Origin of the sequence: Cereibacter changlensis JA139 (assembly GCF_003034985.1) — a bacterium.
Classification (GTDB): domain Bacteria; phylum Pseudomonadota; class Alphaproteobacteria; order Rhodobacterales; family Rhodobacteraceae; genus Cereibacter; species Cereibacter changlensis.
In genome coordinates this window covers 1-12,812 of the sequence record NZ_PZKG01000116.1, presented here as the reverse complement: position 1 = coordinate 12,812, position 12,812 = coordinate 1, and the positions used below count along the sequence as shown (strand labels likewise).

General features: G+C 69.1%; 9 protein-coding genes and 1 pseudogene. 2 read left to right on the top strand and 8 right to left on the bottom strand.

Annotation, left to right across the window (positions count from 1 at the left end; translation table 11 throughout):
* Window positions 1-168: 168 nt before the first annotated feature.
* Window positions 169-846, top strand: coding sequence for a GNAT family N-acetyltransferase (locus tag C5F48_RS18200; RefSeq protein ID WP_245941472.1), 678 nt, complete (start codon window positions 169-171; stop codon window positions 844-846).
* Between the two features lie 56 nt (window positions 847-902).
* On the opposite strand, the gene C5F48_RS18195 is transcribed toward C5F48_RS18200, so the two are convergent.
* The 8 genes and pseudogenes from C5F48_RS18195 to C5F48_RS18160 form a co-directional block, all read right to left on the bottom strand.
* The gene (locus C5F48_RS18195) at window positions 903-1,706 is read right to left on the bottom strand and encodes an ABC transporter ATP-binding protein (protein WP_107665260.1); all 804 of its coding nucleotides are present in this window, start codon (window positions 1,704-1,706) and stop codon (window positions 903-905) included.
* Window positions 1,703-3,634 carry an iron ABC transporter permease gene (locus C5F48_RS18190; RefSeq protein WP_107665259.1) on the bottom strand — a complete coding sequence of 644 codons (1,932 nt, stop codon included), beginning with the start codon at window positions 3,632-3,634 and terminating at the stop codon, window positions 1,703-1,705. The genes C5F48_RS18195 and C5F48_RS18190 overlap by 4 nt, the downstream gene beginning before the upstream one ends.
* Window positions 3,631-4,482 (bottom strand): ABC transporter substrate-binding protein, encoded by an 852-nt coding sequence (locus C5F48_RS18185; RefSeq protein ID WP_107665258.1) that lies wholly within the window; start codon window positions 4,480-4,482, stop codon window positions 3,631-3,633. The genes C5F48_RS18190 and C5F48_RS18185 overlap by 4 nt, the downstream gene beginning before the upstream one ends.
* On the bottom strand, window positions 4,476-6,857 hold the full coding sequence (locus tag C5F48_RS18180) for a TonB-dependent siderophore receptor (RefSeq protein ID WP_245941473.1): 2,382 nt from the start codon (window positions 6,855-6,857) through the stop codon (window positions 4,476-4,478). Before C5F48_RS18180 ends, C5F48_RS18185 begins: the two co-directional genes overlap by 7 nt.
* 95 nt (window positions 6,858-6,952) lie before the next feature.
* Window positions 6,953-7,843 (bottom strand): FecR family protein, encoded by an 891-nt coding sequence (locus C5F48_RS18175; RefSeq protein ID WP_107665256.1) that lies wholly within the window; start codon window positions 7,841-7,843, stop codon window positions 6,953-6,955.
* A gap of 3 nt (window positions 7,844-7,846) precedes the next feature.
* Window positions 7,847-8,338, bottom strand: coding sequence for an RNA polymerase sigma factor (locus C5F48_RS18170; protein ID WP_107665255.1), 492 nt, complete (start codon window positions 8,336-8,338; stop codon window positions 7,847-7,849).
* A 569-nt stretch (window positions 8,339-8,907) separates the two neighbouring features.
* A pseudogene (istA, locus tag C5F48_RS18165) lies at window positions 8,908-10,074 on the bottom strand (IS21 family transposase); the annotation flags it as partial.
* A 257-nt stretch (window positions 10,075-10,331) separates the two neighbouring features.
* Window positions 10,332-11,279 carry a LysR family transcriptional regulator gene (locus C5F48_RS18160; RefSeq protein WP_107665254.1) on the bottom strand — a complete coding sequence of 316 codons (948 nt, stop codon included), beginning with the start codon at window positions 11,277-11,279 and terminating at the stop codon, window positions 10,332-10,334.
* A 142-nt stretch (window positions 11,280-11,421) separates the two neighbouring features.
* Between C5F48_RS18160 and C5F48_RS18155 the strand changes: the two genes are divergently transcribed.
* The coding region (locus tag C5F48_RS18155) for an ABC transporter substrate-binding protein (protein ID WP_107665253.1) at window positions 11,422-12,812 on the top strand (1,391 nt) is incomplete at its 3' end.

Sequence of the window (12,812 nt, the reverse complement as noted above, 5' to 3'; positions counted from 1 at the left end):
TCCCGCGGTCGAGTATCGGCTGACGCCGCTCGGCGCGCGCTTCGTCGGGCTGGTCGAGTTGGTCTATGGCTGGGGCCGCGACCATGCCGATGCGCTCGACCAGTTGCAGCAGCGGGCGACATCACGCCGGCGAAACCCATGACCGGCGGCGTGACAGGGGAGGAAGATATGCAGCACTGGACGGCGCGGCCGCGGCCGGAGGTGAAACAGCTTGAGGGGCGCTTCGTCAGGCTGGAACGGCTGGATCCGGACCGCCATGCGGAGGGCCTGTTCGACGCCTCGGCGGTTCCGGATGCCGAGGCGCGGTTCCGCTGGCTGTTCGACGAGCCGCCGACCGACCGGGCTTCTTTCCGGGCATGGGTGGAACGATCGGCGCAAAGCACCGATCCGCTGTTTTATGCAGTGATCGACCGCGCCTCCGGCAAGGCGGCCGGACGCCAGACCCTCATGCGCATCGATCCGGCGAACGGCGTGGCCGAGATCGGCAACATCTACTGGGGTCCGCTGATGGCGCGCAGACCGGCGGCGACCGAGGCGCTCTATCTCTTCGCGCGGCATCTGTTCGACGATCTCGGCTACCGCCGCCTCGAGTGGAAATGCAACGACGACAACCTGCCCTCCAAGCGGGCCGCGCTCCGGTTCGGTTTCCGCCATGAGGGGCTGTTCCGCCAGCACATGGTCGTGAAGGGGTTGAACCGCGACACGGCCTGGTTCGCCATGACCGACAGGGACTGGGCCAGCCTGAAACCCGCCTACGAGGCCTGGCTTTCCCCGGGGAATTTTGACGCCGAAGGGACCCAGAGACAGAGGCTCGAGGCTTTGCAGAAGGCCCATCAGGGGGCGTAGAGCCGGGCCGACCGCTCACATCCCGGCAATCGCTCCGGCCGCATTCTGTCAGTGCGTCAGCCCTCCACCTCGTCAGGTCGCGCTGCAAAGAAGGCTTCGGGCATGACCAGAGTTCGCCTGCGGTGCGGAATGACGTCCATCTCCAGACCGTAGAGCCTTTGCAGGACGGCGGGGACCAGCAGTTCGGCCATGGGGCCATGCGCCACCAGCCTGCCAGCGCGCAGGGCCACGGCCTCGTCGCACCAGCCGGAGGCGAGGTTGAGGTCATGCAGCACCATGAGGACGGAGATGCCCCGGGTCCGGTTCAGCCGACGCAGCAGGCCCATCACCTCGATCTGATGCGCGACATCCAGCGCCGAGATCGGCTCGTCCAGCAGCAGCGCCTCGGCGCCCTGCGCCAGCAGCATGGCGATCCAGCCGCGCTGCCGCTCGCCGCCGGACAGAGTGTCGACCTGGCGATCGGCAAGCGCCTCGGTGCCGGTCAGCGCCATCGCCTCGGCGCAGGCGGCCCGATCCGCGGCGCCGCGCCGGCCCAGCAGCCCGTGCCAGGGATAGCGGCCGAGCGCCACCAGCTCGCGCAGGGTCATGCCGGGGGCGGCCGCGGGTGTCTGCGGCAGCCAGGCCAGCCGGCGCGCCAGCTCCCGCTGGTCCCACTGCGCAAGGGCGCGCTCCTGGAACAGGACAGCCCCGGCGTCCGGCGCCTCCTGCCGGGCCAGCAGCTTCAGCAGCGTCGACTTGCCGGAGCCGTTGTGCCCGAGAATGCCGGTGATGCGGCCGGGCTCGATCGTCAGGTCGAGAGGGCCGAGAAGACGCCGCCCCTCGGCGTGACGTTCAACTCCGGTGCAGGAAAACAGGGTCATCGGCGTCGTCCGATCAGCCAGAGGAACAGGGGAGCGCCCAGCAGCGAGGCGAGCACGCCAGCAGGGATCTCGTAGGGAAACCAGATCAGCCGCCCGGCCAGATCGGCGGCGACCAGCAGCGTCGCCGCCCAGGCCGCGGCGCAGACCCCCTGCCACCCGGGGCCGGCGGCGCCGAACACCCGGGCCAGATGCGGCGCCATCAGCCCGGCGAAGCTGATCGGCCCGACGGCCAGCGTGGCGAAGCCGGTCAGCACCGCGACATAGACCATCAGCACGGCGCGGGCGACGGCGGGCCTTGCCCCCAGCGCGCGGGCCTGCGCCGCGCCCAGCGGCAGGATGCGCAGCCAGCGCAGCAGCAGCGGGAAAAGCATGAGACCCGCAAGCGCCGCGACCGCGCCTGTGACCGCCCCGGCAGGTTCGGCGCGATAGGTCGGCCCCATGCTCCAGGCCAGCACGATCACGGCGCGCGGGTCGCCGCTGGCGATCACCAGCGAGATCATCGCTGCGGCGAAGGTGCCGATGGCGACCCCGGCAAGCAGCAGCGGGCCGGGCGCGAAGCGGTTGCGGGCGGCGATCAGCATCACCAGAAGGAAAGCCAGCAACGCCCCGGCCACCGCCCCGGTCAGCAGCCCGGCCGCCCCGCCGGCGAAGAGCCCGGCGACGATGCCCAGCCCCGCGCCGGGACTGAGGCCGAGGCTCTCGGGGCTGGCCAGTGGATTGCCGGTGGTCGCCTGGATCACCACCCCGGCCAGCGCCAGCATCACCCCGGCCGAGACGGCGCTCAGCACCCGCGGCCAGCGGCCCTGCCAAAGCTCGGCGGGCGAAAGCCCCGGCAGATGCAGCGTTTCGCACAGCGAGAAAATCACCGCCGCCAGCAGGACCAGCAGCGCCAGCGCCACCGCCCGCGGCGGATGACGGCGCCGCGTCGCCAGCGCCTGCCCCGGCCGGTCGGGGATGCGCCGCAGCCAGAGCAGCGCCAGCAGGATCACCGCTCCCAGCACCGGGGTCAGGACACCGGTCGGCAGGACCGTCGTCACCCGGCCCGAGAACAACCGGCCCAGCCCCTGCGCCACGCCGTCGGCCAGCAGCAAGAGCACGGCGCCGGCGACGGGCGTCAGAAGCAGGCGCGCCCTCAGGCTGCCCGCGCCAAGCCCGGCGGCGATCAGCGGGGCCGCCAGCCCGACGAAGCCGATCACCCCGACCCGCGCCGTGACCATCGTCGCCAGCAGGGTGGCGAGCCCCAAGGCCAGCAGCCGCAGCGCGACGACATTGCCGCCAAGGCCGCGGACTCCGGCGTCGGACAGCGCGAAGAGCGCCAGCCCCCGCAGCAGCAGCAGCAACAGCGGTGCCAGCAGCGCCAGCCGCAGCGCCAGCGCCCGGGCGTCGCCCGACCCGTTCTGCGCCAGGTTGCCGCTGGCCCAGACGAAGACCGCGCGCAATTGCTCCTGCTGGAACAGCGCCAGCAGCACGAAGACCGAGCCGGCGACGAGGCTCACCACCAGCCCCGCCACCAGCAGCGCCGGCCCGGCGGCATTGCGCCCGGCCAGCAGGATCACCAGCCCCAGCGCCGCCAGCCCTCCCGCCAGCCCGACGAGTTCGCGCAGAGCCGGATCGAGACTGACCGCCGCCATCGTCGCCAGCGTGATCCCGAGCTGCGCGCCGGAGAGCACGCCCAGCGTTGCGGGCTCGGCCAGCGGGTTGCGCAGCACCTGCTGGAAGACCAGCGCGGACAGGCCGAGGGCCCCGCCCGACAGCAGCGCCACCCAGATCCGCGGCAGCAGCGAAAGCGTGATCCACTGTGCGGCGAAGTCGGGCGGCAGGCCGCCTGCGGGATCCCGGGCCGCGGAGATACTGGCGAGGGTCAGACCCACCGCCAGCAGGATGGCGCCCGCCGCCGCGAGGCCGGGCCAGAGCGGCAGCCGGATCATGCGGCCCCCAGCAGGCGGGCGAAGCGCAGCGCCGAGGGCACACCGCCGAAGACCCAGACCGGCGGCAGCAGCGTGACCCGCCCGGCCCGCACCTGAGGCAGCGCCCGCCAGAGCGGGCTGTCGGCCAGCCGCGGCGGCGGCGCGGGTTCGATGATGACCAGCCGCGCTTCGGGATGGCCGGCCAGCGCCTCCAGCCCGGTCGAGGCGAAGCCCCAGGCATTGGTCGGACCGGTCCAGGCGTTCGTGGCGCCCAGCGGACGGAGGACGTCATGGAACAGGCTGCCCGCGCCGAAGACATCGAGCAGCCGGTCGTCGGCGAATTTCACGATCAGCAGCGGACGGTCGTCGAGCCGCGGCCCGGCGAGGGCCGCGTCGAGTCGGTCCAGAAGCTCCGCCGCCTGCGCCCCTCGTCCTGTGAGCCCGCCTAGGTCGCGCACCGCCTGCCGCGCCAGATCCAGCGGGCGCCGCGCCTCGGAATAGAGCGGAAAGGCCCGCACCGGCGCGATCCGCTCCAGCCGGGCGGGGGCTATGCCATAGCCCGCCATGGCGAGGATCAGATCCGGCTGCAGGGCGCGCAGCGCCTCGAGGTTGGGCCAGCTGCGCAGGCCGATGTCGCGCGTCCCGGCCGGCAATGCCGGCTCGACCACCCGCCGCGCATAGAGCGGCGCTTCGGCCACGGCCAGCGGGGCCACACCGAGCGCGACCAGCGTTTCCGCCAGCGCCCAGTCCAGCGCCACGATCCGATCGGTAGCCGCCCCGCGGGATGCCGCACGGGCCGCCCCGCCCCACAGCACGGCCGCCGCCCCGGCGACGACCTGCCGCCGGGACAGCGCCAGCCCTGCTACCATCTGTGGTTCAGGCTGGCGGTCACCGCCCGGCCCGGCCCCCAGTAGCAGCCCGAGGCGCTGAGGCAGCTCGCGACATATTTGCGATCCGCGAGGTTGGTGACGTTCAGGCTGATCTTCGTGCCCTCGTAGCCGAAGGCGGCCAGATCATAGCGGATCGCCGCGTCGACCAAGGTGAAGGAGGGCACGCTGAAGGCATTGGCGTTGTCGCCATAGGTCTGACCGACATAGCGCGCGCCGCCGCCGAGGCTGAGCCCGCCCCAGGCGTTGTCGGACTGAACCGTATAGTCCAGCCAGAGCCCGGCCTGGGTGCGCGGCACATAGACCGGGCGATTGCCCTCGTAGCGGCTGTCCTCGGTGATCTCGGCGTCGTTGTGGGTCCAGGACCCGACCAGCTGCAGCCCGCTCGCCAGCTCGGCCTTGGCCTCCAGCTCCAGCCCGCGCACCCGCACCTCGCCGGTCTGGGTGTTGAAGCTGGTGTTGGCCGGGTCCGGCGTCAGCACGTTCTGCTGGGTGAGATCGAAGGCCGAAAGGGTGACCATGACCGGCTGGCCCTCTGGGGCGTAGCGCAGGCCGATCTCGAACTGATCCGCCGTGGTCGGCCGGAAGGTCGCGCCGTTCCGGTCGGTGCCGCCCGCTGGGTAGAAGGAGGTCGAATAGCCAAGGTAAGGCGAGAAGCCGTTGGCGAGGTGATAGACGGCGCCCAGCCGGCCGGTCAGCTTGTCATCCTCCTGATCCACCGTCAGGTCGCTGGAGTCCGAGACGGTGCGGGTCCGCGTCTCGGCCCGGTCATAGCGCAGCCCGGCCGAAAACACCGCCTGGCCCCAGGTCATCTGGTCCTGGGCATAGATCCCGACCTGCTTTCTGGTCTGGTCGATGCTCAAATTCACCGGCGGGCGGCTGACACTGCCGGAGACCGGCGTCGGGTTGAAAACGTCCCAACCCATCTGCACATAGCTCAGCTGGGTCTCGTCGAAATGGCTGCGTTCGCGCGAGGCGTCGAGCCCGAAGAGCAGGTCATGCTCCACCGCACCAGTGCGGAGCTTGCCGTTCAGGTTGGCGTCGAAGGACCAGAGCTCCGACGTTTCGGGAAAGGCCCAGGCGTAGCGAACCGCCTGGGTCGGGCCGCATGCGGGCGCGGCGCAATAAAGCTGCACGCGCTGGGTGTCCACCTCGATGTCGCTATAGCGCAGCGCCTGGTTCAGCGTCCAGTTCGGGCCGAGCTTCTTCTCCAGCTTGAAACCCGCCTGACTGTGGGTGTTCTCGAAATGGTCGTAGCCCGGCACACCGACGAAGGTGGAGCGCGGCAGCTCGCCGCGCGGATCCTCGTAGAGCGTGCCGCTGGCGGGCAGCGCCGGCGCGCCGCCGCCGCCGGGCGAGTCGATGTCCTGATACTCGGCGAAGGCCGTGACGGTCAGGCTGTCGTCGACCTTCCAGGTCAGCGACGGCGCGACATAGACCCTGCGTTCGCTGACATGGTCATATTCGGTGTCGCCATCGCGGGCCACGGCGACGAAGCGGTAGAGCAGGTCGCCGCTCCCGGCCACCCGCCCGCCGAGGTCCAGACCGATCTGCTTGCGGTCATAAGAGCCGTAGGACAGGTCGACCTCGCGCACCTCCCGATCCACCGGGCGCTTGGAGACCACGTTGACGATGCCGCCCGGCGTCGCCTGACCGTATAGCACCGAGGCCGGGCCCTTCAGCACCTCGGTCCGCTCCAGCCCGAAGGGCTCGGCGCGGGGCTGGGAATAGCCGCGCGCGCCGAAATTCTGCCGCAGCCCGTCGGCATAGCGGTCGGGGCGGAAGCCGCGGATGGTGAGCCAGTCATGCCGGATATCGGTGTCGCCATACTGGCCGACCACGCCCGGCGTGTAGGACAGCACCGAGACCACCGAGAGCGCGCCCTGCGCCCGCGCCTGATCGGCGGTGACCACGTTAACGGCCTGCGGCACGTCGCGCAGCGCGGCCCCGGTCTTGGTGCCGGCGCCGCTGGAATGTGCCACCAGCCCGGCGACATGGCCGAAGGCGTCCTCGGTCTCGACCACGATCGCGCCGAGCAGGGTCGTTCCCTCGGCGGCGACCGAGGCTTCGGGCCGCATCGTCAGGGTCTCGTCGACCTGACCCGGTTGCAGCCCGCTTTCGCCCAGCATGATCCGCAGCGCCTGCTGCGGCGTCATCACCCCGCGTACCGCCACGCTCCGCCGACCGGCCATCAGCCGCTCGTCCACCACCACCTGCACCCCGGTGGAGCGGCCGAGCTGCAGCACCGCCGCCGACAGGGGCTGCGCCGGGATGTCGATCCGCTGCGCGTCCTGGGCCTGGGCCCCTCCGGCCGCGAGCCCCGCCACCGCGACAAGCGCGGTCAGTCCGCCCCTCATTCCCTGCATCCCGTCTTCCCCATTCTGATCGGCTACAGAGACAAGACAGCCCCGCGGGCGGGGGTAATTACGCCGCCGCTGAAAAAATCTCCGGCTTAGCGCGCGCGCAGGATGACGATGCCGCCCGGCGCGCGGGTGACGCGCACCGGCAGGGTGCGGGCAAGGATCTCCGGCGCCTGGTCCAGCTGCGCCAGGTTGAAGATCGCGGTGACCGGCACGCGCCGCGCGGCCTCGCTGATCATCACCCGCCAGCCGGCGTTGCGGGCCAGTACATCCATCACCTCACCCAGCGACGCCGCCTCGAACACCAGCACGCCGCGCCGCCAGGCCGTGGCGCTTTCGGCATCCGCCGGCTCCGTGCCGTGCAGCCCGACGGCATCGTAGCTCAGCCGCTGCCCGGCGAAGACCCGCGCCTCGCCCGAGCCGCTGCGGGCGAGGACCGCATGCTCGGTGACCGTCACATCGGCGCCCCGGGTGGTGAGCCGGATGTTGAAGGCGGTGCCGAGCGCGGTCACCTCGCCATGCCCCGCCGTCACCACGAAGGGCCGCGCGGGATCGGCGGCGACCTGGAAGAAGGCCTCGCCGACATGCAGGGTGAGCGCGCGCTGCATCGGGTCGAAGGCGGTGGACAGGGCCGAGCCGGCGGCGAGATCGACCCGGCTGCCGTCCGCCAGCAGCAGCTGCCGCGTCTCGCCCGCCGCGGTGCGGTGCTCGGCGAAGCGGCCGGGACGCGACAGCCAGAAGCCGCCGGGCAGCAGCGCCGCAGCGCCGGTGGCGAGCGCGGCGCGCCGGGTGATGTGGCGGCGGCGGCGGATCTCGGTCGTCGCCGGCTGCAGCCGCCGCCAGAAGGCCTCGGCCTTGCGCCATTCCTCGGCATGGCCGGGCTGCGCCAGCCACTGCGCGAAGTCCCGCTCCGTCGCTTCGTCCAGCCGGGTGTCGTTCAGCCGCACCAGCCATTCCAGCGCTTCGTCATCCGCCGACGCCATGGTTCAGCCCTCCAGCGCCTTGCGCAGGTCGGACAGCGCCCGCACGATCTGCACCATGACGGTGTTGCGCGAGATGCCGAGACGTTCGGCGATCTCGTCATAGCTGCGGTTGTCGACCCGCGACAGCACGAAGACCTCGCGCCGGCGCGGCGGCAGGCCGGCGATCGCCCGCATCACCGCGAGCAGCTCCTGGCGCGAGATCATCCGGTCGACCACCGCCGGGGCCGGGTCGGCCAGTTCGGGGACCTCGGCGACCGGCTCCTGCCGACGCTGCGCTTGCAGCGCGTTGAGCGCCAGGTTGCGCGCCGAACGGCGCAGATAGGCCCGCGGGTTGCGCACCGGATCGGCGCGGTCGCCCCGCTCCAGCAGCCGCAGGAAGGCATCCTGCACCAACTCCTCGGCCATCGAGACGCTGCCGGTCATCCGCCACAGGAAGCGGCGCAGCTCGGGCCGCTCGCTGATATAGAGGCAGGCAAGATGGACAGGCTCGGTCATCCAGGCGTCCGGAAAGGTTGAGGAAGCGTCGCTGGCGATGCGCTGGACAAATCCTGACTAAATATATCAGATACTGCGTGCAAGGGAAAGTTTCCGGGCCCGGCTCCGGCCGCGTCTGCCGAGCAACAGGAACGCGCCGTGCAGGGGCCGCCAGCCGGAGGCTCGGGCCGACGTGGCGAAGCCCATTGCGGGCGCAGGCCGAAGTGGCAGGGCGGGACCGCCGCGAGACGTTGATGATGTGAACGCCTCCCTATGGGTTAGATGTGCAAAGCCGGGTTTGCGGCCGTTCGGGCGCGTTCAGGCAGGTCTCGCCGCAGGGTGCGGCGAGCGCGGCCCGGCTGATCGCCATCCGGTGCAGTGTCGCTCTTCCGTGATTTTCGATCAGTTCGCGCGAACGATCTTCTTCACGGGTGGAGGCAGCTGCATCCTGACCGGCGAGAACAGCAATTCCGGCAGCGGCAGCATCTCCGAGGCACTTCGGTCCAGCTGGGCAATGGCGGCGCTACAGGCAAACTTGGTGGCAACGGCGAGAACTCCGGCAGCATCGTCAATGACGGGACGCTGATCTACAACGGCGCTGCCTGATCCAGGACGTTGAGCTTACGCTCGATGAGCGGAAGGTAATGCAGCGGATCAAAGACCATGTCCTCACGGTCGTAGCAGCGGGGATGCCGTGCGATGACCTCGCCGCCGCAGCCGATCACGACCGCGCCGACATGGCCCCTGATCCAGACGTCATGGTGGCCGTAAGCGACCGGCGCCGAGTAATCGTTGGTCTTGTAACGCACCAGCGCTTGGGAGCTGACGCGTCCGGTGGTCTGATCGCAGGCGTCGAACTGCGCGGCCGGCAGATCGGCCATCGCGGCCAGATCTCGCGCGAGCCGTTGGCCGATCGTCTCGGATTGGCCGCGCAGGACATCCGCTTGGCGCCGGCGGCACTGCTCCTCCAGACAGGCGTTGAACTCCTCCCACGTCGCGAACCGCGGGACCGGCGCCATGAAGTTGCGGCGGGAGTAGCCGACTAGCCCTTCCGCGTTGCCCTTGTCATTGCCTTTGCCCGGACGTCCATAGCGGTCGCGGAACAGGTAATGCGACAGGAACCCGCTGAAAAGCGTGGCTCGCTGTCGCGTTCCGTCCGGCAGGATCTTCGCGACCAGGCAGCGGTCATTGTCGTAGAGGACCGACGCGGGCGCCTTGCCGAAGAACGCGAAGGCGTGGACGTGGCCGTCAACCCAGGCTTCCGCTGTCGCCGCAGGATAGGCACGCACGAAACATGCATCGCTGTGCGGCAGGTCGAAGACGAATAAGTGCGGCTTTTGCTCGGCCCCGCCTATGACGACTACCCCCTCGCCGAAGTCGGCCTGGGCGTGGCCCGGCGGATGCGTCAGAGGCACGAACATCTCGCGGCGGCGCCGCTCGTGCTCCCGCATGTAGTCCTTCACGATCGTGTAGCCGCCGGTGAACCCGTGCTCGTCGCGCAGCCGCTCGAACACCCGCTTCGCCGTGTGGCGCTGCTTGCGATGAATCTCGCGATCGCCTTCCAGCCAGCCGTCGATGATCCCGGTGAGAGCATCCAGCTTCGGCCGCTTCACGGGGGCAGTCCGCCGGGATCCGGGCGGAACCGGAAACGCCATCATCTTGGCCACGCTGTCGCGCGAGATGTTGAAATGGAGAGCCGCCTTGCGCTGGCTCGTGCCCTCAGCACAGGCCAGCCGAACCTTCCGATACAGGTCCACGGTGAAAATCCTCCCACCCTCCCTGTCGCCAGAAAGGGAAAAGGTGGACGACTTTTACGCCGCCCGCAGCAGGCTCATCCCGCCGCTACCGTGGCCGACTCTTGCACCGCCGTTCTCACGCCGGCACAGTGTCGTGAAATCCGGCGTCGCCACTCCTGGTCCTCCATCTTCAACAGGCTGGCCTCCTGCGAATCCTCCGAGGTCAGAGTTCTGCAACTACGCCGTAACGATCCCCGAGACGCTGTCAGTCGCGTGGCTCATGCCACGGCCGCGGGATAGGCGCTGCGGTCGAGACTGTCGAAGAGCGAGGTCATGAAGGCCTGCGTCGCCGCCGAGGGTGCGGCGCCAGAGGGCAAGAGGGCATGGGTTCTGTAGCGGATGGCTGGCAGGAACGGCCGCATCACCACGCTCTTGCCGATCTGATGCACGAGCGGAAAGGGATTGAGCAGCGAAACGCCCAAGCCTTCCCGCACGAATTCGATCACGGCCACATTGGTCGAGGTTTCGATGACCCGCTTCAGGCGCAGGCCTTCCTTCTCGAACAATCGGTCGATCGCGGCGCGGCTCGAATGGCGGCGGGAGAGGGCGATGAAGGGTTCATCATGCAGGTCCGCAGGCCGAATCACCTCGAAGCTGGCGAGGTGGTGGCCGGGCGGCAGAACACAGATTGCCTGCGTTTCGAGCAAAAGCTCCGATGTGATGCCCTCATGTGCGATATTGCTGTCACTCAGACCGATGTCGAATCGTGCCTCGGCCACCCCGGTGAGCAGGCTGTCGCTCGCGAGAATGTCGAAGGTGATCTGCAGATCGGGATTGCGCTTGGCAAAGGCCGCGATCCGCTTGGGCAGGAAGCGATGCGCGATGGTGGGCGGGGCCACGATGGACAGGGTGCCGGTATGGCTCTCTTGCGCAGGGCGCGCGGGGTTTGCGATCCGCGCCAGCGTCTCGAAGACCGGGGTTAACTGTTCGTTGATCGATAGGGCCGCAAGCGTCGGGGCGAGGCGCCCGTTCACGCGGTCAAACAGCTGAAAACCCAAGCGATCTTCCAGCTGCGCCAAGCGTCGGCTGACCGCCGACTGCGAGATGCCGAGCCGGCGCGCCACGTTCATCGCCGTGCCGAGTTGGATCAGATGTTGCAGTACTTCCAACTCTCGCAAGGTGATGCCAGAGCGGCGGTCCTCTGCCGGGTCTATGCTGTGGGTCATGGCGCCCTATGCTAAAAACGCATTACTTTTCTGCGTTGACATCTGAATATCGAATAATACTCTGATCGCCAAGGTAGTTCGCGCCACCGGAGAACAACTCTGGGGCGAAGCGCATCAACCTCTCAACAGGAAGGACACTCTCATGAAAACGCTGACCCTGCCCTTGGTGGCGGGCTTTTTGCTGACGACTGCCGTTCCCCTGGCCGCGCAACAATTGACGATCGGGCTCAAATCCGAAGCGACGTCGATGGACCCGCAGTTTCATCAGCTGTCGACCAACATCCAGGTGTCAAAGAACATCTTCGAAGCGCTGACCACGCAGGACGCCGTGCAGAAAGTGACCCCCGGTCTCGCTGAAAGCTGGGAGGCGGTCGATGACACGACCTGGCGTTTCAAGCTGCGCGAAGGTGTGAAATTCCACAATGGCAGCGATTTCGCCGCCCGGGACGTGGTCTATTCCTTCTGCCGCGTGCCGCTCGTCCAAAATTCGCCGTCGGCCTATACGATCTTTACCGGCGGCTTCGCCGATGTGGTGGCCGAGGATGACCACACGCTTCTCATCCGCACCAAGGCCACCAACCCGCTGTTGCCGACGGAACTCTGGAGCCTTGCGATCCTCTCGGCCGACGCGCTCGGCGCGGAAGAGACCGTGACCTTCGGCCCCGATGGCGCCTGCGAGGGCATGGGCGACGTGCCGCAGGCGCCCGCCTTCAATGCGCCCGAACTCGCCGTCGGCACCGGACCCTACCGGTTGGAAAGCTATACGCGTGGCGCCGAGACGGTGGTGACGCGGTTCGACGACTATTGGGGCGGCACGCCCGCCTGGGAGCGGGTCGTGATGCGCCCGATCACCAGCGACGGGCCGCGCGTCGCGGCACTGCTGGCGGGCGATGTTGACCTGATCGAGTCGCCCCCCATTCAGGATATTCCGCGTGTCGAACAGGCCGGCTTCACCGTGGTGGATGCTTTGTCGAACCGTGTGATCTACCTGCACATGCTGCAGCAAGAAGAGGCGCCGGGCATCGGCGGGGTCGAGGGCAATCCGCTGCTAGATCCGCGGGTGCGCGAGGCGATCTCGATCTCGATCAACCGCGAGGCCATCACCGAACGCATCATGGGCGGCTATGCCGAAGCGGCGGGCGAACTGCTGCCGCCGCCGATGTTCGGAACCTCTGGCCGGGCGGTGGATGCCTATGACCCGGAGCGGGCCAAGGAACTGCTGGCCGAGGCGGGCTATCCCGACGGCTTCACGCTTGTGCTGGGCACGCCGAACGACCGCTACATCAACGACGAACAGGTCGCGCAAGCCGTGGCGCAGATGCTGGCCCGCGTGGGCATCCAGATCCAGGTCGACGCCAGCACGGCGAGCCAGTTCTTCTCGCGCCGCAATGCGCTGGAATTCCCGATGTACCTGGCAGGCTGGGGCGCATCCTCGGGCGACATGTCCTCGCCGCTGAAATCGCTGGTCGCGACCTACGATGCCGATACGGGCATGGGGCCGACCAACGCGGGCCGTTACTCCAATCCTGAGAT

Excerpts from the sequence above, each read along its gene's own strand:
- C5F48_RS18200 (WP_245941472.1), top strand. The coding sequence starts at position 169 with ATGCAGCACTGGACGGCGCGGCCGCGGCCGGAGGTGAAACAGCTTGAG.
- C5F48_RS18195 (WP_107665260.1), bottom strand. The coding sequence starts at position 1,706 with ATGACCCTGTTTTCCTGCACCGGAGTTGAACGTCACGCCGAGGGGCGG.
- C5F48_RS18190 (WP_107665259.1), bottom strand. The coding sequence starts at position 3,634 with ATGATCCGGCTGCCGCTCTGGCCCGGCCTCGCGGCGGCGGGCGCCATC.
- C5F48_RS18185 (WP_107665258.1), bottom strand. The coding sequence starts at position 4,482 with ATGGTAGCAGGGCTGGCGCTGTCCCGGCGGCAGGTCGTCGCCGGGGCG.
- C5F48_RS18180 (WP_245941473.1), bottom strand. The coding sequence starts at position 6,857 with ATGAGGGGCGGACTGACCGCGCTTGTCGCGGTGGCGGGGCTCGCGGCC.
- C5F48_RS18175 (WP_107665256.1), bottom strand. The coding sequence starts at position 7,843 with ATGGCGTCGGCGGATGACGAAGCGCTGGAATGGCTGGTGCGGCTGAAC.
- C5F48_RS18170 (WP_107665255.1), bottom strand. The coding sequence starts at position 8,338 with ATGACCGAGCCTGTCCATCTTGCCTGCCTCTATATCAGCGAGCGGCCC.
- C5F48_RS18160 (WP_107665254.1), bottom strand. The coding sequence starts at position 11,279 with ATGACCCACAGCATAGACCCGGCAGAGGACCGCCGCTCTGGCATCACC.